This window comes from Candidatus Spongiihabitans sp. (assembly GCF_965247905.1).
Taxonomy (GTDB): domain Bacteria; phylum Pseudomonadota; class Gammaproteobacteria; order Arenicellales; family Poriferihabitantaceae; genus Spongiihabitans.
In genome coordinates this window covers 1,763,294-1,787,628 of the sequence record NZ_OZ252047.1, presented here as the reverse complement: position 1 = coordinate 1,787,628, position 24,335 = coordinate 1,763,294, and the positions used below count along the sequence as shown (strand labels likewise).

At 48.3% G+C, this 24,335-nt stretch carries 22 protein-coding genes; 3 read left to right on the top strand and 19 right to left on the bottom strand.

Annotated features, from left to right (window positions below; all coding sequences use genetic code 11):
• Positions 1-45 precede the first annotated feature (45 nt).
• From ACP158_RS09155 to ACP158_RS09120, 8 genes are all read right to left on the bottom strand, one after another.
• Positions 46-177 carry a transposase domain-containing protein gene (locus ACP158_RS09155; protein ID WP_424948436.1) on the bottom strand — a complete coding sequence of 44 codons (132 nt, stop codon included), beginning with the start codon at positions 175-177 and terminating at the stop codon, positions 46-48.
• A complete protein-coding gene (locus ACP158_RS09150; RefSeq protein ID WP_424945847.1) occupies positions 131-298 on the bottom strand; it encodes a hypothetical protein in 168 nt (55 codons plus the stop codon). The genes ACP158_RS09155 and ACP158_RS09150 overlap by 47 nt, the downstream gene beginning before the upstream one ends.
• A 5-nt stretch (positions 299-303) precedes the next feature.
• Entirely contained in the window at positions 304-783 is a 480-nt protein-coding gene (locus ACP158_RS09145) for a hypothetical protein (RefSeq protein WP_424945846.1), read from the bottom strand.
• Between the two features lie 65 nt (positions 784-848).
• Entirely contained in the window at positions 849-2,819 is a 1,971-nt protein-coding gene (locus ACP158_RS09140; protein WP_424945845.1) for a type I restriction-modification system subunit M, read from the bottom strand.
• A 108-nt stretch (positions 2,820-2,927) separates the two neighbouring features.
• Positions 2,928-3,803: a pantoate--beta-alanine ligase gene (panC, locus tag ACP158_RS09135; protein ID WP_424945844.1), complete on the bottom strand. Its 876-nt coding sequence runs from the start codon at positions 3,801-3,803 to the stop codon at positions 2,928-2,930.
• A 42-nt stretch (positions 3,804-3,845) separates the two neighbouring features.
• A complete protein-coding gene (locus ACP158_RS09130; protein ID WP_424945843.1) occupies positions 3,846-4,505 on the bottom strand; it encodes an HAD family hydrolase in 660 nt (219 codons plus the stop codon).
• The gene (ubiG, locus tag ACP158_RS09125; protein WP_424945842.1) at positions 4,502-5,218 is read right to left on the bottom strand and encodes a bifunctional 2-polyprenyl-6-hydroxyphenol methylase/3-demethylubiquinol 3-O-methyltransferase UbiG; all 717 of its coding nucleotides are present in this window, start codon (positions 5,216-5,218) and stop codon (positions 4,502-4,504) included. Before ubiG ends, ACP158_RS09130 begins: the two co-directional genes overlap by 4 nt.
• An 18-nt stretch (positions 5,219-5,236) precedes the next feature.
• On the bottom strand, positions 5,237-6,553 hold the full coding sequence (locus ACP158_RS09120) for a TRZ/ATZ family hydrolase (RefSeq protein ID WP_424948435.1): 1,317 nt from the start codon (positions 6,551-6,553) through the stop codon (positions 5,237-5,239).
• Between the two features lie 206 nt (positions 6,554-6,759).
• On the opposite strand from ACP158_RS09120, the gene ACP158_RS09115 reads away from it, so the two are divergent.
• Positions 6,760-8,856: a GmrSD restriction endonuclease domain-containing protein gene (locus tag ACP158_RS09115; RefSeq protein ID WP_424945841.1), complete on the top strand. Its 2,097-nt coding sequence runs from the start codon at positions 6,760-6,762 to the stop codon at positions 8,854-8,856.
• Positions 8,857-8,986: 130 nt separating this feature from the next.
• On the opposite strand, the gene ACP158_RS09110 is transcribed toward ACP158_RS09115, so the two are convergent.
• A complete protein-coding gene (locus tag ACP158_RS09110; protein WP_424945840.1) occupies positions 8,987-9,790 on the bottom strand; it encodes an alpha/beta fold hydrolase in 804 nt (267 codons plus the stop codon).
• 3 nt (positions 9,791-9,793) lie between these two features.
• Positions 9,794-11,095 carry an O-acetylhomoserine aminocarboxypropyltransferase gene (locus ACP158_RS09105; protein WP_424945839.1) on the bottom strand — a complete coding sequence of 434 codons (1,302 nt, stop codon included), beginning with the start codon at positions 11,093-11,095 and terminating at the stop codon, positions 9,794-9,796.
• A 377-nt stretch (positions 11,096-11,472) separates the two neighbouring features.
• On the opposite strand from ACP158_RS09105, the gene ACP158_RS09100 reads away from it, so the two are divergent.
• Positions 11,473-12,636, top strand: a complete 1,164-nt coding sequence (locus ACP158_RS09100; RefSeq protein WP_424945838.1) for a M24 family metallopeptidase — start codon at positions 11,473-11,475, stop codon at positions 12,634-12,636.
• A gap of 34 nt (positions 12,637-12,670) precedes the next feature.
• The gene (locus ACP158_RS09095; protein ID WP_424945837.1) at positions 12,671-13,576 is read left to right on the top strand and encodes a TIGR01777 family oxidoreductase; all 906 of its coding nucleotides are present in this window, start codon (positions 12,671-12,673) and stop codon (positions 13,574-13,576) included.
• 42 nt (positions 13,577-13,618) lie between these two features.
• On the opposite strand, the gene ACP158_RS09090 is transcribed toward ACP158_RS09095, so the two are convergent.
• The 9 genes from ACP158_RS09090 to ACP158_RS09050 form a co-directional block, all read right to left on the bottom strand.
• Positions 13,619-14,329, bottom strand: coding sequence for a M48 family metallopeptidase (locus ACP158_RS09090; RefSeq protein ID WP_424945836.1), 711 nt, complete (start codon positions 14,327-14,329; stop codon positions 13,619-13,621).
• Entirely contained in the window at positions 14,329-17,526 is a 3,198-nt protein-coding gene (locus ACP158_RS09085) for a type I restriction endonuclease subunit R (RefSeq protein ID WP_424945835.1), read from the bottom strand. Before ACP158_RS09085 ends, ACP158_RS09090 begins: the two co-directional genes overlap by 1 nt.
• Positions 17,526-18,722, bottom strand: a complete 1,197-nt coding sequence (locus tag ACP158_RS09080; RefSeq protein ID WP_424945834.1) for an ATP-binding protein — start codon at positions 18,720-18,722, stop codon at positions 17,526-17,528. The genes ACP158_RS09085 and ACP158_RS09080 overlap by 1 nt, the downstream gene beginning before the upstream one ends.
• 460 nt (positions 18,723-19,182) lie before the next feature.
• Entirely contained in the window at positions 19,183-20,040 is an 858-nt protein-coding gene (locus ACP158_RS09075; RefSeq protein ID WP_424945833.1) for a restriction endonuclease, read from the bottom strand.
• A gap of 10 nt (positions 20,041-20,050) precedes the next feature.
• Entirely contained in the window at positions 20,051-21,298 is a 1,248-nt protein-coding gene (locus tag ACP158_RS09070; protein ID WP_424945832.1) for a restriction endonuclease subunit S, read from the bottom strand.
• Positions 21,282-21,509: a hypothetical protein gene (locus ACP158_RS09065; RefSeq protein ID WP_424945831.1), complete on the bottom strand. Its 228-nt coding sequence runs from the start codon at positions 21,507-21,509 to the stop codon at positions 21,282-21,284. The genes ACP158_RS09070 and ACP158_RS09065 overlap by 17 nt, the downstream gene beginning before the upstream one ends.
• A 153-nt stretch (positions 21,510-21,662) precedes the next feature.
• Complete coding sequence (locus tag ACP158_RS09060) at positions 21,663-21,806, bottom strand: hypothetical protein (protein WP_424945830.1); 144 nt, start codon at positions 21,804-21,806, stop codon at positions 21,663-21,665.
• Positions 21,803-22,786 carry a RhuM family protein gene (gene rhuM / locus ACP158_RS09055; protein WP_424945829.1) on the bottom strand — a complete coding sequence of 328 codons (984 nt, stop codon included), beginning with the start codon at positions 22,784-22,786 and terminating at the stop codon, positions 21,803-21,805. Before rhuM ends, ACP158_RS09060 begins: the two co-directional genes overlap by 4 nt.
• A 33-nt stretch (positions 22,787-22,819) precedes the next feature.
• Positions 22,820-24,331 (bottom strand): type I restriction-modification system subunit M, encoded by a 1,512-nt coding sequence (locus tag ACP158_RS09050; RefSeq protein WP_424945828.1) that lies wholly within the window; start codon positions 24,329-24,331, stop codon positions 22,820-22,822.
• Positions 24,332-24,335 lie beyond the last annotated feature (4 nt).

Here is a 24,335-nt window from a genome sequence, read left to right as displayed (position 1 = left end):
TACTTGCTTTCCTTGCTTGATAGCGTCTATTAATGGTAAGCGCCGTTAAATCGACCCATTGACACCCTTAGCATACCGCTGAAGATAGGCATAAGGCTCAAGGTCGTTCGCTTTTGCCGATTCCACCAAACTATAGCAGGTTGCACTGGCGCATTGTTTCTGTTGCGTTGCTGTTATTTATATCCCCGTCGCCAACTGATTTGTCCACAATGTCATCTCCCATCATGCTAACAAAAAAATCCTTATATTGCTGGTCTTCGTGATGAAAACTGACGAATACTTTGTGTCTATCGGTCATGATTGTCACCCTCTTTCTAAATCGGTTAAGTCTTCGACGCCAGCAATTTCCGCTAACATACGATTATAACGACAGAGGTCTTTCTGTAACTCTTGCAATTCCTCACGAAATTTTTCTCGCGTGGTGCTGTTATCAAATCCATTTTGTGATGCCTCTTTGTGCCATTTTGCGGTGAAGGGACGCACTATTTGGTTCAATACCGGTATTGCAACTTTGCTGAATTGCAAGGTTTTCCTTCCCCGTTTGCGTAAAATTTCTCGAGTGGTGGGGAAAAGCGAATAAACACTTTCCAGTGCGGTTGTCTCGTCGCCCACCCCGTCCGGCAAAGGCTGAGTAACAATCCTCGTCAACATTTCAACATACAATTCCCACGCCGCGTCCTTGTCTGCTTCATCAAAGGATATTTCCACACCGATCATGCCGACATTCAAATGTACTTTTTTTAGTTCAAATTTTTCAAACAGATTTTCTAGATTGATTGTCATTGTGCGTCTCATGAATTTTGTTGCCATTGATGCATACTAATTTGTTACATAAGTATAGATTGTTCTCATTTGATAATCTCATCCAACAACCCTTCGCTTTCCTTCCCCAATGCCAAAATATCAGCGCGGATTTCATCCAGGGAGCGCATGGGCTGTGGCTTGTAGAAGTGGCGGGTGAAACTGATTTCGTACCCGATTTTAACACTGCCCGGGGCGTACCAGGCATCGGCGGCATGGGGTAGCACTTCCCGTTTCAAAAAGGCTTCAATGCCGCCTTTTTCTTGTAGCGGAATCTGCTCGGTGTCGCGCAGGTCGGGGGCGGGTTCGTATTCCACCACCGCGGGTTTGCCGTCGATGTTGGTTTGGAACAAGCCGCGTAACGGGTCGGGTTTGGTGTCTTGTTTGTGAATCTTCTTGATGATTGGCGGTGCCTCCTCGCTGCGCTCAGAAGATTCTTTTAATTGTTTCAACTCGTTGGGTTTGTAGACGCGTCCGGGCTCGGCACCGACCAACCGCAAGGGCCGCTCAACCGTCACCTTCCAATAACCGAATGCTTGGTTCGGAAATATTTTGGACTGCTCACTTTCCTCAAAGGCGAGAAAGGTATCGCAGATGCGCTTGATGTCTGCCTCGCCGAGTTCACAGTTCTTCTTGCCGAGATTTTTACGTAGCGGCTGGCACCATTCGCTGGCGTCAATCAGTTGCACCTTGCCCTTGCGATGTTCCGGTTTGCGGTTGGTCAACACCCAGATGTAGGTGGCGATGCCGGTGTTGTAAAACATATTGAGCGGCAAGGCGACTATGGCTTCCAGATAGTCGCTTTCAATTATCCATCTGCGGATGTTGCTCTCGCCTTGTCCGGCATCGCCAGTGAACAGCGACGAGCCATTGTGCACCTCGGCGATGCGGCTGCCGAGTTTTGTGTCCTGTTTCATCTTGCTGAGTTTGTTGACAAGAAAGAGCATCTGCCCGTCGCTGGAGCGGGTGACCAGCGAGTATTCTGGATCGCCCGCGTGGTCAATCATAAAGCGCGGATCGCGCATGTCCTGCTTGCCGCCCATGCGCGCCAGGTCGCTCTTCCAACTCTTGCCGTAGGGTGGATTGCTGAGCATGAAATCAAATTCATGCGTCGGGAAGGCATCGTTGGATAGGGTGGAATATTCCGCGCCGCCCTTGATGTTATCCGTGACATCGCCTGCGCTCTTGAGCAACAGGTCGGCTTTGCATATCGCGTAGGTTTCGGCGTTGATTTCCTGACCGAATAAATGCGTGGAAACTTCTTTGCTGTGCTCGGCGGCAAGAGATTGGAGTGTTTCTTCCGCCAGCGTCAGCATGCCGCCGGTGCCACATGCGCCGTCATACAGCAAATAGGTGCCGGATTTTATTTCATCAGCGACGGGCAGAAAAATAAGTTTTGCCATGAGTTTGACCGCGTCCCGCGGCGTCCAGTGCTCGCCCGCCTCCTCGTTGTTTTCCTCGTTGAAGCGGCGCACAAGTTCCTCAAAGATGGTGCCCATGGCGTGGTTGTCGAGACCGGGATGACGTTGCGCGCCATCACTGTATAAAACCGGCCGCGGGCTGAGATTGATTTCCGGCGAGGTCAGTTTTTCAATCAGGGCACTGAGCACATCGGCTTTGGATAGGCGCGGAATCTGGTTGCGGAATTCAAAGTTATTCAAAATATCCTGAACATTAGGCGAGAAGCCATCAAGATAATTTTCAAAGTCCGCGCGTAGTTGCTGCTGACTGGACCGGGACTTCAAATCGCGCAGGGTGAATTTTGATGTGTTGTAGAAGGCTTGCCCAGCAGCCCTGCACAAGGCAGGGTCTTGCTCAATGATTCCGGCATCATCCAATTCGGTTTTTGTGTGTAAGACTTTTTGCTTGCTTTGTTCAAGCACCGTATCCAGCCGCCGCAAAACCGTCATTGGCAGGATGACATCACGGTACTTGCCGCGAACATAAAGATCGCGCAATACATCATCGGCGATGCCCCAGATGAAATTCGGTATTCTGTTGAGATTGGGTTGTTGCATATCACCGCATCGTGTAACGCCTAAATATTATTTTCCATGCTGGTATTATACGACACGCGGTTGGTTGCTGGCGCGACTAAAGTCCGTAACAAAAGCGTCACGACAAAATCAACCGCTCCCCAAATACAAATTATCTATTAACCTGACCGCTCCCACATAAGCTGCCACCAGCGCGCGGGCATTGGAAATTTCTGTGTTTGGTGTATGCGCGGTCCAATTATCCTGGTCGCGCACTGCGGCATAATCAATCGAAATATCGGGGTGTTCAAGTTGCTCGCGCAGCTGTCGTTGCAATTCTGCCGGATCGTGTTGGCCTGTCTTCCAGGACTGTTTCGCTCGCGATAACGCCTGGTAAATATTGGATGCGACTTGCTTTTGATTTTCTGTCAGCCGTTGATTTCGTGATGACATCGCCAACCCGGAGTTCTCGCGTATCGTCGGGCAGGCCACCACATCAATAATCAATCCTTCATCATTAAGTCGTTGAGCGAGATGTTTCACAACCAACGTCTGCTGATAATCTTTCTCTCCAAAATAGGCTCGACACGTCCCCACGGTTCTGAACAGACGCTCGACAATGGTAACCACGCCCGCCAAATGTCCCGGCCTGAATTTTCCTTCCAACCCTTTCCCTGAAGGGCCGGGGTCATTCATTTTTATTTGCTTCACATCTTCCGCTTCGGGAAAAAACTGTTGCAGTGAGCCAGTATAAACCATATCGCAACCGACTCGCTGCAAGGTTTCGATATCTCGCCGCCGATTTTGCGGATACTTTTCCAGGTCATCGGGGTTATTAAACTGCAACGGGTTGATAAAAATGCTGACGCAAGTCGCATCGTTTTCCGCGATGCTACTGGCGACTAATGATAAATGCCCATCATGTAACGCCCCCATGGTGGGCACGTAACCGATGCTGATTTTTTCTTTACGATGCCGGTCGCACCATTGTGAGGCCGCGGATGGAGAGGGCAGGGAGGTGATCATTGTTTAACGGTCAATTGACCGATCCATGTAATCCAGCCGGGCCTAATCCAGCCAGGCAGCAATTTCCTGAGGCTGTTGAATAACCCCGTCGGCATTCCATAGATTCGGGTCATCCTGCTCAGCAATATATCCCCAGGCTGCCGCCAGAGTGGCCATGCCGGCACGTTTTCCAGCTTGCACGTCGCGCTCATCGTCGCCAATATATATGGCTCGGTTCGGACTTGAGTTAATCTGTTTACACGCATACAACAATGGCGCGGGGTGCGGTTTTCTCTCGGCCAGCGTATCGCCGCTGACAACGCATCCAACGCGCTTATGCAGTTGCAATTCCCGCAACAACGGCTCGGTTAAAAAGCCGGGCTTGTTGGTCACGATGCCCCATTTTCGGCCGCTGTTTTCAATCTTCTCCAATATCGAATCCATGCCCGGGAAAAGTGCCGTATGACGACTTATTGCTTGCAAATAGGTGTCTAGCAACTCATGCCGCAATGCCGCGGCTTGCTCGCTTTCCGGCTTGCATTTAAACGCCGAACAGATCATGACCAGGCCGCCTTTAGAAACGAAAGGCCGGATGGTTTGCAGCGGCAACGGCGGTTTGCCGTGGTTGTTCAGAATGATATTTAACGCATTGCCCATATCCTGGTGTGTATCCAGCAACGTGCCGTCCAGATCAAAAAGAAAACTGTCGAATCGGAAACTCATGGTGAAATTTTTATGGTGCGCATAATATAGTTCACTTCCAGCCCCGGCCCCAATCTATAACTTTGAAATATCGGGTTATAGTGCATTCCGGTTAATTCTTCAGTGTTTAAGCCAGCCGCCTCGCCCCATTGATTAAGCTCGCTCGGTCGAATCAGTTTTTCGTAATTGTGGGTGCCTCGCGGCACTAGATTAAGCAGGTATTCCGCGCCCACGATGGCGAACAAAAATGATTTTGGGTTGCGGTTGATGGTCGAGAAATAAACCGCGCCGTCGGGTTTTGCCAACGCTGCACAAGCCGTCACCACGCTGGAAGGATCCGGCACATGTTCGAGCAACTCCATGCAGGTTACGATGTCCCACTTGCCCGGCGACTGGCGGGCAAGATCTTCGGCGGTGATTTTTTGATAATCAACTTTGACTTTGCTCTCAAGCGCATGCAACCGGGCGACTTCAAGCGCCGACTCGCCGGCGTCGATGCCGGTCACTTTCGCACCACGCAACGCCATCGCCTCGGATAAAATACCGCCGCCGCAACCGACATCCAAAACCATTTTCCCATCCAACGGCGTGCGCTGATCTATGAAGTCCAAGCGCAACGGATTAATCTGATGCAATGGCTTAAATTCGCTTTCCGTATCCCACCACCGCGACGCCGCCGCGCTGAATTTTTTAATTTCAGCATCATCAATATTGCGCGTATTTTTTTTGCTCATTTTTTTGTCCACGCGCGCTCAATATCCGCCGATTTTGTCGCGCCATTCGTTCGCCGTCGCGCAAATGCGTTCCGCGTCCAGCGTGGTCAGTACGCCGTTTTCAAGCACCCGCCGCCCGGCCACCCAAACATCGGACACTTGATCCCGACTCGCGCTATACACAATTTGGCTGACCGGGTGATACACCGGTTGGGTCGCGCACGCGGATAAATCAATGGCGACCAAGTCGGCTTTTTTGCCAGCTTCAATAGAGCCGATATGATGTTCCAGCCCTAATGCTTTTGCGCCGTTTATGGTGGCCGCTGCCAATGTCTCATAAGCGTTGAGGGCAGCCGGGTCTTGGCTGAATCCCTTGGCCAGCAATGACGCCATTCTCATCTCACCGAGCAGGTCCAAATCATTGTTGCTGGATGCGCCGTCGGTGCCGATACAGACGTTAATGCCAGCCGCCGCTAACTTTGACACCGGGCAAAAACCGCTTGCCAATTTCATATTGGACTCGGGGCAATGAACAACATGAACGCCGCACTCGGCGACAGCGTCAATTTCATCCGGCAATAACTGGGTCATATGTACCGCCAACAAGCGCGGCCCGAGCAAGCCCAATTGCGCCAAGCGCTCAATCGGACGCATGCCATAACGCGCGTTGGATTCCTCAATCTCTTGCGCGGTTTCGTGCACATGAGTATGCACCTGACAATCGAGTTCTTCAGACAAGGTCGCTATTCTCTGCAACGGTTCATCGGATACGGTATAAGGCGCGTGCGGCGCGAATGCCGTGGTTATCAATGGCGAATGTCGCACCTGATCGCGCATTGCCAGGCCCTGATTGATGTACTCATCGGCATTTTGCGCCCAAGCCGTAGGAAAATCGAGCACGATCATGCCGATACAAGCGCGCATACCCGCAGTCTCCGCGCAACGCGCCACCACGTCCGGGAAAAAATACATGTCGTTGAAACAGGTCGTTCCGCCGCGAATCATTTCCGCACAAGCCAGATTTGCACCGGCTTCGACAAATGCGCGATCAACCCATTTCGCCTCGGTCGGCCAGATATGCTCGGACAGCCACTGCATCAATGGCATGTCATCGGCAAAGCCGCGCAACAACGTCATCGCAGTATGGGTATGGGCATTGACCAGTCCGGGGATTAGGGCATGATTGTCCAGAACGGTACTTGTATTGGCCTCGTACCTGGCGTTTATTGCCGCCGCCGGGCCATATTCAATGATTTCATCCTGATCGATCACGACCGCGTGCTCCAGCAACACCGATTGCCGGGTATTGACCGGAATCAACCAATGGGGTTGAATAATTTGATCAACTGTTTGCATGGACTCTGAGCGCGAAAGAATTGGGTGGATTTTACCGTAGTTTGGGTAGTGCTTGCCCGATGACTTGGACGATAAACGTAGCGCAAATCCATCAAGCGGGCGGGTCATTAAAAATGCCTAAATTCTCGACAAAGATTTAAATCGGTATTATCAGTGTGGATGGCTGTAAAATGAGCCAGCACCACTAATTAGGCATAAGAACGATTATGAAAGCAACTGAAGCCAACTTACTGCATTTTCTTAAAAAATCTCCCCAGTTTGTTGTTCCAATCTACCAGCGCACCTATTCTTGGACCGAACAAGAATGTATCCAAATGTGGAAAGACATCTTGCGTACAGGAGGCGATGACAATATTCATTCTCACTTTGTCGGTTCGATCGTCTACATAAATGAGGCACCTTTTGCGGTCATTGAACAACCGCCGATACTAGTTATTGATGGACAACAACGGTTAGCCACCATTTCTTTGATTATCGAGGCACTTGCGCGAGAGTTAGGAGAAACTGAACCGATTGACGGTTTCTCAGCAACAAAACTTCGTAACTACTACTTGCTTAACTCGTTAGAATATGAAATGCGTCGCTACAAGCTGCTGTTGACTCAGACGGACAAGGAAACTCTACTGAGGATTATAGACCAAAAGCCGCTACCAGATAAACATTCCCTACGCATCAAAGAAAACTTTAAATTTTTTGAGAAAAAAATTAAAGCAATGGAATCGAATCTTGGATCATTGTGCAACGGGTTAGCCAAACTTATGATTGTAGATATTTCGTTGGAACGTGGTGTGGACGACCCGCAACTCATATTCGAGAGCATGAACTCCATTGGTCGCGAGCTTAGTCAAGCAGATTTAATCCGCAACTTTATTCTCATGGGGCTGGAACTGAAACACCAAAATTGTCTTTACAATGACCATTGGCGGCCGATAGAAATCGCTTTCGGGCAAGAGGCTTATGGGGAGCATTTTGACGGCTTCATGCGCCATTATCTGACGGTCAAGACCGAGGAGATACCCAAAATCCGTGAGGTTTACGAAGCGTTCAAAACATACGCTTCCAGCCATGGGGGAGAAACTGTTGATGTCAATGTTTTAGTAGCCGACATTAAAATCTTTGCGGGATACTACTGTGCCATGGCACTTGGGGGAGAATCCGACACATCTTTGGCCGCCGTTTTCGCTGACTTACGCAATCTCAAGGTGGATGTCGCCTATCCACTCCTACTGAGGCTCTACCACGACTACGCCGAAAAAAGATTGTCTGTACATGAACTGGAACAAGCCGTACGCCTGATAGAAAGCTATGTATTTCGTCGTGCGGTTTGCGCTATTCCAACCAATTCGCTGAACAAAACTTTTGCGACTTTTAGCAAAAAATTAAATCAATGCCATTATCTGGAGAGCATGCAAGCCCATTTCCTGCTCCTGCCGTCCTATCGTCGGTTCCCCGACGACGAAGAATTTCGTCGCGAATTGAAAGTGCGCGATCTTTACAACTTCCGTAACCGCAGTTATTGGCTTCGCAAGCTGGAGCACCATCAATGTAAGGAACAGCCGTCTAGGGATGCATACACCATTGAGCACATTATGCCGCAGAACGAAAACATTTCAGAGGAATGGCAAATGGCACTCGGTGATGACTGGCGGACAGTTCAGAAAAAATGGCTGCACACCCTCGGCAATCTTACACTGACTGGCTATAACTCCGAGTATAGCGACCGCTCTTTTGCTGAGAAACGCGACATGGAACACGGTTTCCGAGACAGTCCGCTTCAGCTCAACAAGGGATTGAAAAATGTGGAAACTTGGAACGAAAAGGCAATTCAAGATCGCGCCGAATGTTTGGCACAGAAAGCGTCCGATGTCTGGGCCGCGCCAAACCTGCCGACTGATGTGCTAGACCGTTACCGCCCAAAAGCGGCAAAACCGGATGCCTATACTATCAATGACCACAAATATCTTGTGGATAGTCGCACCACGCGCGCCCTCTATGAAGCACTTCGCGCGAAGATTTTGGAGCTCGATCCGTGTGTTACTGAGGAATTTCGCAAACACTATATTGCTTATAAGGCGGAAACTAATTTCGTCGATGTGGTGCCGCAGGTCCAGTCTCTGAAGTTGTCGTTAAATATTCCATTCCACGAACTTCACGACCCGTATAACCTGGCGAGAGATGTAACCAATATCGGCAGTTTGGGAAACGGTGACGTTGATGTGAATTTGAGAACGCAAGATGAGTTTCCTTATGTCATGGGTTTGGTGCGCCAATCGTTTGAAAGACAAATGGGGGATGAAGTGTAACGGTAGGCGTGTGAGTGAATTGCTCAAATCTCTCGTGCGCTTGTTCGGCGTAGAGTTGCCAGTCGGGGAAATACAGATACACCGCATCTAGCGCATGCTCCGCGATTGCATGACGGCGATTTTTCTGTGCTTATTTTCGCGCGCCAATAAACCGCTTTAACTCATTCAGCACGCCATCGGGCGATTCGGACATGATGCTGTGGCCGCAGTCGGGAAGCAACACGATGGCGGCGTTGTTATTTTTATCGGCTTCGGCTTGCGCCAGTTTCGCCGGCGCCATTTTGTCGCGCATACCGCTCAAGAACAGAATCGGGCAGGTCACTTTCACGAACGCGGCTTCGCCGCCAGCGTAGTTATCGCAGGCAATCAGGTCGGTATGCACCGAACCCGCCGTGCTGTTTTCCATCATGCTCAGTTGCATCCCGGCCGACCAAAATCCCGGCACCGGCTCGCCGCCGATGGCAGACGCATGGCTCCATTGGGTCATCATCGAATAGGCTTCGCTGGGGTTGTGCTGCGCCGCATCCATTAGCTGCGGTGTCACCGACATCGGATAACTGAAACCAATCAACGATAACGAGTTCAATCCCGCATCAGGGTGATTAAAATTCGCGGCGGCTTCGAGTGCGATCAACGCACCCATGCTATGGCCAACAATATGAAATGCCGTGCCCACGGTTTGATCGATCACTTGATTGAGCCACGCCGCCATGCGCTCGATGGACAGCAGCAACTCGCCGCGACTGAATTGATGCGCCGGCAAATCGACGGCGAAAACGTTATAGCCGTGGTAGGCGAAATAACGGCTCTGATGCGCCCACACCGTGTGGTCCATCGCCGCGCCATGCACAAACACGACGCTTTCCAAATCGCTCGCGGGGTCGTGCGTGCCGGTGTAGGCGTAGTATTTTGCGTCGCCAAACTTTATCTCCATCGCTCAGCCCGACGCTCGCTTGGACAAGTGAAGTCCTTTGGATAAGTCGTCCAATAAATCGTCAATGTCTTCAATGCCAACGGATAACCGAATGGTGCCTTCACTGATGCCGGCTTTCAAAAGATCGGCCGCGCTCATTCGATAATGGGTGGTGCTGGCCGGATGAATGACTAACGATTTCGCATCGCCGACATTGGCGAGATGGGAAAACAAGTCCAAGCCTTCTACAAACGATTTTCCCGCTTCACGGCCGCCCTTGAGCGAGAAACTGAACACCGCCCCGGCGCCCTTGGGCAACAACGAATTCACTAAATGATGATCCGGATGCTCGGGCAGTTCGGGATAACTGATGGCGTCCACTACCTCAGACGATTGCAAAAACTCGATGACTTTGCGGGTGTTCGCGACATGCCGCTGCATACGCATGGACAAGGTTTCCATGCCTTGCAATATATAAAACGCCACCGTCGGCGCCATGCACGCGCCAAAGTCGCGCATGCCTTCGCGGCGCGCGCGCAACAAAAACGCGGCTTGGGATGATTCCTCGTCAAACGACATCGCATGAAAGCCTTGATAAGGCTCGGACAGGGTGCTGAATTTCCCGCTGCCTTCCCAATCGAATCGACCGTGGTCGACTAAAACGCCGCCGATTACTGTTCCATGACCGCATAGAAACTTGGTCGCCGAATGCATAATGAGGTCGGCGCCAAAATCAAATGGTTTGCATAGATACGGCGTGGTAAATGTGGAGTCGATCATGAACGGTATTTTGTTTTCACGGGCAATTTCCGCTACCACCGGCAAATTCATAATATCGTTTCCGGGGTTGCCAATCACCTCGCCAAAGATCAATCGTGTATTGGGCTGAATCGCGTTGCGAATGCCATCGACATCTCGCGGGGAAACGAAAGTGGTGTCGATGCCAAAGCGCGGCAGGGTGTATTGCAGGATATTGTGGGAGCCGCCATAGACTGCGCTGGATGAGACGATGTGCGAGCCGGCATCCATCAAGGTCGCGATGGCGAGGTGCAGCGCGGCTTGGCCGCTGGCCGTGGCGATGCCGCCGACGCCATCTTCCAATGCCGCGATGCGCTCCTCAAATACCGCGGTGGTCGGGTTCGATAACCGTGCATAGGCATGGCCGGGACGCTCCATGTTGAACAACGAGGCCGCGTGTTCGCTATCCTTGAACACGTAACTGGCGGTTTGGTAAATCGGCACCGCGCGCGCGCCATGCACCGGGTCGGGCCGTTGCCCGGCATGCAATGCAAGCGTGTCGAATCTGGTTTTGGTGGGTCGCCCCATTTTGTTATCCTGCTAATGATTAAATCGGCGGATATTATAACCGCATTGCTTCACATCTTGGCAAAGCAGCGTATCTTTTAGGGGCGCAGTCTATTCCAATCCTAAAATGGTACTAAACAGGGTGTTGTCGTTAGGGTGGCGGAAGTGTTTTTTAGGCTCTAGCGAAGCCGTCATTCCTGCTTCCGCAGGAATGACGACGGGGAATCGAGCGACAGAATCACTCCCCCCAATCATCAACAGAAATCACCTTACTTTGGCACCATTTTCCGTTAGCAACACAACCCTCGTTCAGCATCATTTCATATTGGAAGAGACAGGTGCTTTTGTCTCATTGTTTTTGGAGTATACTTTTGTCGCATAACCCACAGGAGCCACCCATGCCAATTCACTTTGAACCATCCGAACTTAGCGCCCGCCGCGAAGCGACCATCAAAAAACTCGAAGCCAAAGGATTGGATGGAATTTTAATGTTTAAGCAAGAGAGCATGTATTACCTGACCGGTTACGACAGTTTCGGCTTTTGCTTTTTTCAGTGCCTGTATCTCGGCGCCGATGGTCGCTGTTTCTTACTGACCCGGGCGCCGGATTTACGCCAGGCACAACATACTTCAGATATCAAGGATATTAAAATTTGGGTTGATGGCGAAGGCGTCAATCCGGCGAATGAGTTGAAACAAGCGTTGCTTGAATATGATGTTCCTGGGAAAAGCCCGGCAAAAAAATTAGGTTGTGAATATAATGCTTATGGATTATCAGCATGTTACGGCAAAATACTTGATAATACATTAACAGGAGTTTGCGAGTTGGTCGATGCTTCGGACTTGGTCAGCGCATTGCGGGCGGTGAAGAGCGCGGCGGAAATTAAATATGTGAGGCGCGCCGCGCAACTTGCCGACGATGCCATGGATGCGGCAAAACAGAGCGCGCGTCCCGGCGTGTTTGAAGGCGACATTCTGGCCGCCATGCAAGGCGCCGTGTTCAAAGGCGGCGGCGATTATCCGGCCAACGAATTCATTATCGGCTCAGGCGCGGGCGCCTTGCTTTGCAGATACTTCAGCGGGCGCGCAACCCTTGGCGCGCAGGATCAACTGACGCTGGAGTATGCCGGGGCTTACCGCCGCTACCATGCCTGCCTGATGCAAACCTTTTTGACCGGCCAGCCGTCAACCGAGCATGTCAATATGCACCGCGCTTGCGCCGATGCGATGCAAGTTTGTCTGGAAGCGATCAAGCCGGGTGAGACGATGGGCGCGGTTTTTGCCGAGCACGCACGCGTGTTGGACGCGGCCGGTTATCGCGCGCATCGCATGAATGCCTGTGGCTACAGTCTCGGCGCGATGTACTCGCCGATATGGATGGATTTTCCGATGTTCTATGCCGACAATTCATTTGTCATGCACACCAACAATGTTTTCTTCGTGCATATTATTCTGATGAACAGCGACACGGGAAACGCGATGACGCTGGGACAAACGGTGCGCGTGACCGATAACGGCGTGGAGCGATTAAGCCGACAGCCGACCGATCTTGTGGTTGTGTGAAACCCCATGCGATAAACATGCCGCGAGAAACGCGATGCGAATTTTAGTCACCGGCGGAACGGGTTTTATTGGTCAAGCGTTGCTGAAGAAATTTACGCAACAGGGCCACGTTATTATCGTGCTGACTCGTCAGGCAATCGCGCTTAATACACAAAAACAGAGTTCAAATATTACCTACATTAAGTCGTTAGACGAAATCGGCAATCAAAATAAAATCGATGTCATTATCAATCTCGCGGGCGAGCCGATTGCCGGCAAACGTTGGTCCGAAAAACAAAAACAACTTTTAGTGCACAGTCGCGTCGGCGTAACCGAACAACTCGTTGGCCTGATTCGGCGACTGGAGGCGCCGCCGGAATGCCTGCTTAGCGCCTCAGCGATTGGGTATTATGGCGCGCAAAACGACCGGGCGCTTGATGAACACTCGGAGGTTCATGATGAATTCACCCATCGTTTGTGTCAACGTTGGGAACAGGCTGCCAGGCAGGCGGAAGAGCTCGATGTGCGGGTATGCATCATGCGGCTTGGCATCGTATTGGGGCCGGGCGGCGGCGCGCTTGGCAAGATGCTGCCCGCGTTTCGGTTAGGCCTTGGCGGCAAACTTGGAAGCGGGGAACAGGTCATGTCCTGGATACATCGCAGTGATGTCATCGCCGTCGTTGAATACCTGATGAACAGCAATGAACTTCATGGCGTGTTCAACCTGACCTCACCTCAGCCGGTCACCAACGCTGAATTTGCTAAACAATTAGGACGGGCTTTGTCACGGCCAAGCGTGTTTTCAATGCCAGGTTTTGCAGTGAAATTATTGTTTGGAGAAATGGGCGATAGATTGTTGCTTCATGGCCAACGAGTGATCCCCAAAAGACTTTTGGACAATGGTTTCGCTTTAGAATATGAACACCTGAATGATGCCCTGCGGGCAAGTTTGAGTTTCTAAATCTGGATTTACCTTGTTATGTAGCGTCAAATTCATAATTTACTAACACAGCGCCATTTCCAGTTTTTTCTTTCGTGCTATCCAATCAGGGAGAGACCTCTCAAGCAAGTCGTAAAACGCCTTGCCATGATTAGAATGCAGCAGATGACATAATTCGTGAATCACGACATATTCAATACATTCCCTGGGCGCTTTGATCAGTTGCAGATTCAATGTCATCCCGCCTTTCCTGCTCAAACTGCCCCAACGTGTTTTCATAATACGGATTTTAAGAGTGGGTTTGTCCACCCCTTTATTTTGGAAGCGAAGCCAACATTCTCCAAGCACCTGAGAGAAATACACATCCGCCCGGCGCCGATACCAGTGTTCAAGCAACTTCGCTACATGCTCCGGCTTGTTATCAGCCACGTTGATATGAAAGAACCCGTGCTTTAACAAAACACCTTCGATTTCAGACCGCGTTATCTTCAACCGATACTTTCTGCCTAGATACAGATGGCTTTCACCGCCGACAAACCGCCGCTGGGGCGTGCGTGGCTCAAACTGCGCGAAATAGCGAATCTGACGCAGTATCCAACGCGCGCGTTTGTGAAGGCGATGCTCAATAAGGTTTTCATCCGTTCCCAGCGGGGCTTTCACGGACACCGAGCCGTCGGGATAAACGACGATTTCCATAGACTTTCTTTTGGAATAAATTAGATGAAAGGGAATGGACTTGCCCGCGTAGGTAATGGCGTGTTTTGTTTCCTCCATTAACCATGCTTCCAGAATTTTGCCACCTTCATGGTTTTGCTGACAATTTCATCCATCTGTTGCGGCGACAAATCAATACCATGCGCGTCTTTCACTTCGTCATATAGGAAATCATCCATCTCGTTTTTCACGGCATTCTGTGCATCGCTATCGTGCCAAAAATCCACTTTCCAGTTCGTTTCAATGGCGTGTTTAATAACAAGTGCTATTTGCGCGGCAATAGCGTCAACCTGGCTTTCGTTTATATCCATTCCGGTAAAACAGGGTTTAACCGCCCCAAAATAGGCGCAGGCTTCAGCATCTTCACGGATTCTCTCGGGAAGATCGTCGCGCTGTATATTCATGACCCTATCGCGAATATCACTCACTTTTTGCAGATACGCCAGGTCCGATATTCGCTGCTGCTTGAAATCATCAATCGCATCTTGAATGAGTTTTGAGAACTGCTCATAGAAGGCCGGGTCTTTATCTAGATTTTCGGTAATTTTACGCTTGGTCGCATGGGCGATAATGTCTGCTCTTGCTGCCGTGGTCTTGGCGACATATATGCCCCGCTTTTCTTTGATCATGGTGAAGGTGCTGTCATCAAAGATATTCACCGGGTCGTTTAATCGGGTAACTTCGTTTGCCTGAATATGCGTGTCCAACAATTTTTTAATCCGAGGTTCGTAATCGCGGTAATCAATAGCTTCAGCGTAGCGCAGTTTGACTGCTGCCTTTAGTTTCTGGAAACGTTTGAAATCGTTTTTATAGTCTTGCAGTTGATGCTCATCGGTTTGCATCATGAACTTCTCGGATGAAAGAGCTATCGCAAGCGTCTTACCGTATTTGCTAAGGCATACATAGAAATCATCCCGCCGTCCTTCATCAGCCAGCAATACTTCATACTGCTCTTCATCACGGGAATTTTTAATTTCCTTGAACAGATCCCAAAGTTCCGAATGCTGTTGCGGCAACTGAGCAACCCGCTCATTGATGGAAACCAGAAAATCTGCAAGATCGGTGTTGTCAAAGCCCTCAAGCTCATCGTATGTTGTCAATGCCTTGTCTAGTTCACCCAGCACATTGTCATAGTCAACAATATAGCCATATTCCTTGCCCAAGTAGAGGCGATTAACGCGTGCGATGGCCTGTAACAAGGTGTGCCCTCGCAACTTGCGGCACAGATACAGCACGGTATTGCGCGGTGCATCAAAGCCGGTGATGAGTTTATCTACTACAATCAAAATCTCTGGGGTGTCCGCTTCTTTAAACTGATTGATAATCTGTTTGTTGTATTGTTCCTCGGAGCCATAACGCGCCATCATATCCTTCCAGAATCTCCCCACCTCATTCTTTGTCTCTGCCCCTACTTCTTCATAACCCTCCCGGGCGTCCGGTGGAGAGATGACAAGTTCCGATGACACCGTACCTATTTGCTTAAGACAGGTGCGGTACTTCAGCGCGGTCACCTTGCTGTCTGCCACCAGTTGCGCTTTGAATCCAGTGCCCTGCCAATGGCTCTGGAAATGTGTGCTGATATCAAACGCACGCATATAGATCACTTGATCGGTCTGGTTCAATTCTTTATTTCGGGAGTATTTTTTCTTCAAGTCCACTTTCTGTTGGTCAGTCAAATCTTCTGTATGGCGAGCAAACCAAAGGTCAACGGCATCCTGACTCTGCTCTATCTCTACATGTCGTCCTTCGTAAAGGAGAGGAACTACCGCCTTGTCCTTAATCGCCTGCCGGACAGAATAATGCGGTTCAATCAGCCCGCCGAATCTGGCAAAACTGTTCTTTTCTGCTTTAAGCAATGGTGTACCGGTGAAACCGATATAACAGACATTGGGTAACATCCGCCGCATCCCTGCAGCTAAAGAACCAAACTGTGTGCGGTGGCTCTCGTCCACAAGAACAATGATATCTGGAGATTCATCAACAAATTTGGTTGAGGACAAAGCCTTTTCAAATTTATGTATCAAGGTGGTAATGATGTCTTGCTTGTTTTGAATGTGCCTGATCAGATCCCGTCCAGATGTCGCATGTTCTCTGTCCAACCCGCAGGCTTGAAAAGTGTTACCCAATTGCTTATCTAACTCCTTGCGATCGGTAACCAGAATAATACGCAGACCCTTAAGATCCATGTCCAACATCAAAGCGCGAGCCAGCATGACCATGGTGATGGATTTTCCAGAACCTTGGGTATGCCAGACGATGCCGCCGGTACGTTTGCCTTCGTTGTTTTTTTGTTTGATCTGTTTGATAGCAGAGCGAACCAGAAAAAACTGCTGGTATCGAGCAATTTTCTTGACACCTGAATCAAAGATGATGAAACGATGAACAATCTCAAGCAGACGTTGCGGACGGCATAGGCTATAAAGGCATTTATCTTGTTCGGTAACTACTCGACTGCTTTCGCTTTCAAGTGCTTCAAAATGTGGTCGTGTCGATTTGAAATCGCCAGAAAACAGTGCTGCCTTGTCTTCCCCGGATAGCACTTTATTCACACAGGTATGTATCGCTTCATCGGTATTATCCTGCTCCTTCCAAGTACCCCAAAACTCCCGTCCTGTCACCGCAGTCGCATACTTGGCTTTATTTTTATTCACAGACAACAAAACCTGTGCGTAAGTGAACAGTTGTGGGATGTATTCAACATCCTGATTGCGAATGTTTTGTGATATTCCCTCATCCACATCAATATCAGGAGACTTACATTCAATCACAACCAGGGGAATGCCGTTCACAAATAGCAGAATGTCCGGCCTCGCGGTCCCAGTACCGCGCATGCGTTCGACAGCAAATTCCGCCACTACATGAAAGACATTGTTAGCAGGATTCTTCCAATCAATATAGTTCAATGTATAACTAGCAGATCTGTCTTCAATGGTTTGCTCAAAGCTACTGCCCAGCGTTATCAAATCGTAAATATGCTCGTTTGTTTTTTGCAGACCTTCGAATTTGACATTTTTTATCTTCTGAATAGCGGATTGAATATTTTCCTCACTGAATAGATATTCGGTGCCCTTGTAGTGGATGCGGTTTATTTTTTTAAGTTGTTCACGCAGAACATTCTCCAGCAAAACATTGGATAAATGACCACCCCGTTCTACCGATACTTGCTTCGGCCTGAGATAGGTGTATCCGAGGTTGATGCACTCCATCAACGCTGGAATTTGGGAAAGATATTTCTCGTTGAATTTGAATGCGGACATTAGGTTACCCAGTATTCCGCAGGCGTTGACAGAAACCGTTCAAGAGAAACGCCGCCCGTGCCGATTATCAGGCTCTTTGTAGGCTTGAATCTGTTGGCAAAATCATCCAGTCCTGATAATGAAGCAGGCACCTTGCCGCTCTTGACTTCAATGGCGGCCAGTTTCTTTCCCTTGCGCAAGACAAAATCCACTTCGCGGTTGTTCTCCCGCCAATAAAACAATTCACACTCTCCGCCAACGGTGGCATTGAGCAAATGCGCTCCCACCGCGGATTCTGTCAGCCGTCCCATCAGTTGCTTGTCTTTGAGCATCTCCCGCCGGGTCATGCTGGATTGGGCGGTTATCAATGCCGTATTGAAGACCTGAAGTTTTGGAATCGAGCGCCGGCTTGCCACCATGCTGCCCGTGTATTTTTGTAGCCCGGCCAGCGTGCCGGCTCCCGCAAGCAGGTCAAGATAATGCGCCAGCGTGGTGACATTTCCCGCATCCTGAAGTTGTCCGGCAATTTTTCTGTAAGAAAGAATTTGCCCCGAATAGGCGCAACCCAGTTCAAACAACCGCCGCAACAATGCCGGCTTGTCCACGCGGGACAGCAAAAGCACATCGCGGGAAATAGTCGTTTCTATAAGCGAGTCCTTGATATTGCGCGACCAACGCGGCGGCTTTTTTATGAGCGGCGCGGCCCCCGGATAGGCGCCATAGAAAAGATACTGTTGCAAATCCCACCCGAAAGCCTCGCGCATCTCGGAAAAACTCCAGTGCGGCAGGTGCAGGGTTTCAAAACGTCCAGCGAGGCTTTCCGTAAGCCCTTGCCCGAGCAACAGTGGTGCCGAACCGAGCAATACGACTTTCACCGGTTTTCTCCTGCGGGTGTCTTCATCCCAAAGCCCCTTTATCGTTGCAGACCAGCGCGGAATCTTTTGAACCTCATCCAGTATCAGCAACGCGCCCTTTTTCCCCGGCCTTTCCGCCAGGTGTCGCGCTTCCTCCCATTGCGACACAATCCACCCGGCGCCGGCGCGAAGCGTTGGCTCATCCGCGCTTGCAAAATGGCAGGGTAAATGGCTCCGCTCGGCCACTTGCAGAGCAAGGGTCGTCTTGCCAACCTGCCGCGCGCCCGATATGGACTGAATAATCCGGCGGGGTTCTTTCAGCCGTCGAATAAGTTTTTTTGCCTGTGGTCTGATGAATTTCATGTTTTTGATATGCCAAACAATCCTGCTATATTAGACAATTTTGTTCGCTATATCAAACGTTTTTGTCCAGTGTCTAGATCAAAATCCCACCACGCAAATGTTCTCTACGCTAATCTGCGGACACCCATGGAGTGCTTTGTCAAGAACCTTTTGTTTCTATATGGACATGTTTATTTTTAGGCGGAGGTGCGCCAGTGAAACCGATATAACAGACGTTTGGTAGTATCCGAGGTTGATGAATTCCATTAGCACCTGGATCTGGGAGAGATCTGTTTCGTTGAATATGAATCTGGACATTAGGTTAACCCATATTGCATTAGTTTTACTCAACACATTGAGTAATTCATCAAATGCTTTTTACCTGGATGACTGTGACAATGCTGAGTATTGGTTTTCTGGTCGGATTGAATATATGCTTATCAGTATTCATTCAGGACAAAACGCAAGTGACATTGACTTGCTACATATCTTCTGGATTTGCTATTTTAATTGGCAGTGCCATTTTTAAAATATTTTCTAGTTTTCTGATGTTTGTATTACTTTTATTATCCGGACTGAACATCACACAAAAGAATATAAAATCAGGAAATTCAATAAATCCAGTATATTCGTTTGTCGGATAATTTTTAAGTTTAGCAATTCTCAAGGCTGTCTTCTCTTTATCCCTCCTAATTGTAGGTCTATATTCAATTTTTACCTTTGTATCAATCTTTTTCAAATTTTCTTCTTGTATTTTTAATAGATCATCAAGGTCATGATCATCCTTTTTTCTATCCCAAAAGTGCACATACATGAATTCCATATTTACCATGGCTTGATTGAGACTGAGACCTTGTTGGTACATGGTTGCTACCCCTAGACCGTCTCTTCTAGTGCCATCAATAATCCAGCCAAATGGCGCAGGTATAAGAACGCAGTTTTCTCCAGCATATGGTAGGGCACAATGAGCTTGAAATTGTTTAATATCTTTAAAATTTAGAATATCTAGTTCAATATTTGATGAACCATTGTGTGCTAGATCAAACGCGGCTTTAGAAAAACCATTTTTTGAAATAAGCAACCCTTTGTGAGCACCTATATCTTCAACTTTCTTAATAAAACCTTCAACTATTTCAACATCTATTTTTTTATTACGATATTTTCCTTCAACCACGATCGTAATTCTATTTCCAGCAACATATTGTTCTATTAAAACATCTATTTGACGATGTATTTTCGAGTGAATACCCAGTTTTTTAGCATTCAAAGTAATTTCTGCATCAGGATACTGAAATTTAAAATGATCATATATTTCTTTTTCGTACTCTTTCCAATCCATAATTAACTCCCTAGAAATACGAATCCTCCACTCTCTCAAATTCCCCGGTCAATAACTTCTGCATTAAGCCGCGTTTTTGGATGCGGTAGGATTCTGCTAAATTCTTCAATAGGCTAATTTCTTTTTTGCCTACATCCAGTATCCAAGAAATATTGTGCTGTTCTGGAAGCGGAGGAATAAGGATTTCAATTTTTTGGTAGGATTCAGATGTAAGGCCGAAACGTGTAATTCCATTAGCAAATCTATAAAATTCATACTTTGCTCTCGGAGATGCTAAAGCATAACAAACATATTTCCCTAGGATATGCTTTTTTGGGCGAAGAATTGTTAAGTGATAACCACATAATAGATTGTTCATGGTTTCTTCAACATAGGCAGGAACACCAATGTCGCTAGGCGTTTCAGAATCTTTGGTGATAATCACATCATCTTGAACAATGGAAAATTTTTCTATTTCTTGAGGTTTAGCTGTAGCGGACATAAACTTGATTGTAGAATCAATTGTGTTGTTGTAATAAACATCTGTGTAATTGCACAACTTTACTGGAAGTTCGCCATCAACAGTCTTTTTATCAACAGGGCTGGTAATAATTTCGCAGGCATTCTTCAATGCGACTTTTCGCCATTCAGGATTATTTTGCTGGTCGCTGATGAGGGTTTTCAGTAGCCACTTAAACTGCTTCTGTTTGGCGGCGATGAGTGCTTCGGTTTTTTCGATGGCGGTGTCCCAGGTTGCAAGTAAAGATGCGATGGATTTTTGTCTTTTTACAGTAGGAATAACGATATTAAAATTTTTAACATCTAATGAATTGATGGCTGGATAATTAGAGCCAACATTAAAAGATCTGTACATAGAAAGCATATATCTACTAAACAGTATCTGAAATAAATAACCTGAATCTAATAAATTAGGTTTTGGTGTCAATACTGCGAAACCTGTTGACACAATACAATCTTTCACGGTGTTTCTAAAAATATAGAAACCTTGCAAATTAGGACGAACAGTAGATAGTAAAACGTCTCCTCTTTTGGCTATTCTTCTTGCTCTCAATGGTGCTTCAAAGAATGAAAACTCTTTCGTCTGAATTAGTTGCCCCGATTGAACATCTGACAATGAGATGTATTCAAATCTGTAATCATGCGGTGTTTTAGAAGAAAGGGTCGCATTGTCTATGGCACAAACGTCTCCCAACCTCACTTCTCGCCACCCTTCTGGCAAAGACCCACCTTTGCCTGCCTTTCTATTCATCTCTGTCATTGGTCCTGTTGGCACGATGAATTGCCGCAATGTTAAGCAGCAGATTTATCAGACCGGTGTTGGGGTAATAACTCTCACGCCCTAATCGGGCTTTCTTCAAAATACCAAGCCTGGCGAATGTGTCTAGGTAACGATTGGCTTGGGCCAGGACTTTGAGTATTGCCGGGGTCTCAAAGTCTATCTCGCGGCTAATCTGTTCCAGGGTTGTCAACAGGGTTGTTCCTCAAAAGGTTACATTTTGTTGCTATGTTTCGGTCTATCTTCTCAAGAACTCTAATTTTTGAGAAGGTATAGGAGGAAATGTGAAGTTTTTTGACATTTTCGTTAGGCTCGCTCCCCGCTCCTGCGTAATTCTTGCAACTGCCTATCCATCTTTCCTCGCCCCCTTTTCTCCAACTCTCTTGCTGGCGTGGGTCAGCAAATCGCGTTCGTCGAATTTCATAAAAGCATCTTGATTGTAGAACTGCGTGTTGTGGCTGGTCGGATTTTTAGTGGAATTCTCGGTCACCTGTTTTTTCTCAATAGTAGCAGCACCAATCCAATCATCTTGTCTTTTGAAGCGGGGGCACTTTCTGCCACCAAAAGGGTAAGGGCAGTGAGTGCCTCTGGCGTTAGACTCTTTTGCAGTATTCTCGCTTTGTGGAGGAACCAGATAAAGGAAAAGGCACCACTACGCTTGTTACCATCGGTAAAGGGGTGGTCTTTGACGATGAAGTAGAGCAGGTTAGCCGCTTTTTCCTCTATGCTGGGATACACATCCTGTCCGTTAAAAGATTGAAGCACATTTCCGATAATACCGATTAGGGCACCGTGATGGCGTTCCCTTCCAAAAAGATCCGTGGCCTGTTTATCGTTTACCAACTCTTTCTTAAAAGTGGCAAGGGCGCGCATGAGTTCCTCTGCTACAAATTTTACTTTTCGGCGGGTAGCACCGTTTTTGGGGAAATTCTCGGTATCGTATGCATCTAGAGACACCCAAACATTAGCGAAGGCCTTGACCAGTTCCAGTGTATTCCGCGAGTCCAACTTACCATCATTGGGCAATAGTATCTGTATCTTGCCCACCGAATCCATGAATTGAGCGTAGTTGTCAGCGATACGCTTTTTGTTGATGGTGTAGCCATCAAGCAGGTGTTGTTTAAGTATTTTGGTTGCCCATATACGAAATTTAGTCGCCTGTTTAGAGTCTACACGATAGCCAACAGACAAAATCATATCCAAGTTATAATAATCAATTTCACGAGTAACCACTCGGTTACCCTCCTTTTGAACTGTTGCAATTTTTGCAACAGTTGCATTTTCCTGAAGCTCTCCTGATTGAAATATATTGTTAATATGACGAGAAATTACTGATTTATCTCTGCCAAATAGTTCGGCGATATGATTCAGATTCCCCAAAACTGTGTCATGTTCAAGGTCACCACGAAACTCAATCTGACCACTTTTCGTTTGGTAGAGAAGTGTATTTTTGATACTCTTATTTTCCATTGTTTTTCTCCACATTTCCGTACTTCCACTCGCTCACGCCTGTATCCCCTTGAGCAATTTGCCCATCTTTCCCCGCACTTGGGCCAGTTCCTTTTCCAGTTGATCAATTTCCCCCTGGACTGCATCAATATCAATCTCATCTTCTTCCTCAAAGGTATCCACATAGCGTGGGATGTTCAGATTGAAGTCGTTTTCCTTAATCTCCTCAAAGGTAGCGAGATGGGCATACTTGTCCACATCCTTACGTGCTTTATACGTTTTCAAAATTTTATCCAGGTGCTTCTCGCCGAGGCTGTTCTGGTTCTTGCCAGGTTCATACTCTCTACTAGCGTCAACAAACAACACATTTTTACGTCGTTCCTTTGCACCACCTGACTCGCGAGACCGGTCAAACACCAGAATGGCGACTGGAATGGTTGTTGTCGGGAAAAGATTACCGGGCAAGCCGATGACTGCATCCAACAAGTTTTCTTCAATCAACTGCTGCCGAATACGTCCTTCGGCACCACCACGAAACAACACACCATGCGGGGCAACAAGGGTAATTCGTCCTTTTTTTTTCAATGCCACTTCTACCATGTGGCTAATGAAGGCGTAGTCGCCCTTAGATTGGGGAGGTATGCCGCGCCAGAAGCGGTTGTAAATATCCGTTTCGGCATCATCAGCACCCCACTGCTTGAGCGAAAACGGCGGATTGGCGACCACATTGTCAAATTTCATCAGGCGATCCTTTTCCACCAGCGCGGGGGCAGTGAGGGTGTTGCACCATTCAATGCGGGCGGAATCGGCACCGTGCAGAAACATATTCATGCGCGCAAGCGCCCAGGTGCTGCCGTTCACCTCCATGCCGTAAAGGGAATAATTTTTATCGCCCACCACGCGCGCGGCTTCAATCAAAAGCCCCGCGGAACCGCAAGCGGGATCGCAAATACGCGCGCCGGGTTTGGGGGCGCAGAGTTTCGCCACCAGTTCGGATACCTTGTGCGGCGTGTAGAATTCGCCGGCTTTCTTCCCGGCGTCCGAGGCGAAGCGCTCAATCAGATAGATGTAGGTATTGCCGATGACATCTTCCGACACACGGTGCGGGCTCATATCCAATTCGGGCTTGTTAAAATCCTCCAACAGCATCTTGAGACGGCGGTTGCGGTCTTTGGTCTTGCCGAGATTCGCCTCGCTGTTGAAATCTATATTGCGGAAAACACCTTCCAGTTTTTTTCGATTGGCAGTTTCAATAGCATCCAGCGCGATGTTGATGAGTTCACCGATATTGGATGCCCTGCGGTTTTCATACAGGTCGTAAAAACTGCAGTCTCTCGGCAGCACAAAACGTTCATTCTTGAGTTTGCGCTGGATGCGTATGTCGTCATCGCCGTGTTGTTTTTTGTATTCGCCGTAATGGACTTTCCAAACATCGGAAATGTATTTGAGAAACAGCATCACCAGGATGTAATCCTTGTAACCAGTGGCGTCCATCACCCCGCGGAAACTGTCGCAGGCTTTCCAAGCGGCGGCGTTGATATCTTTTTGTTGGAGTTGTGTGTTCATGCTA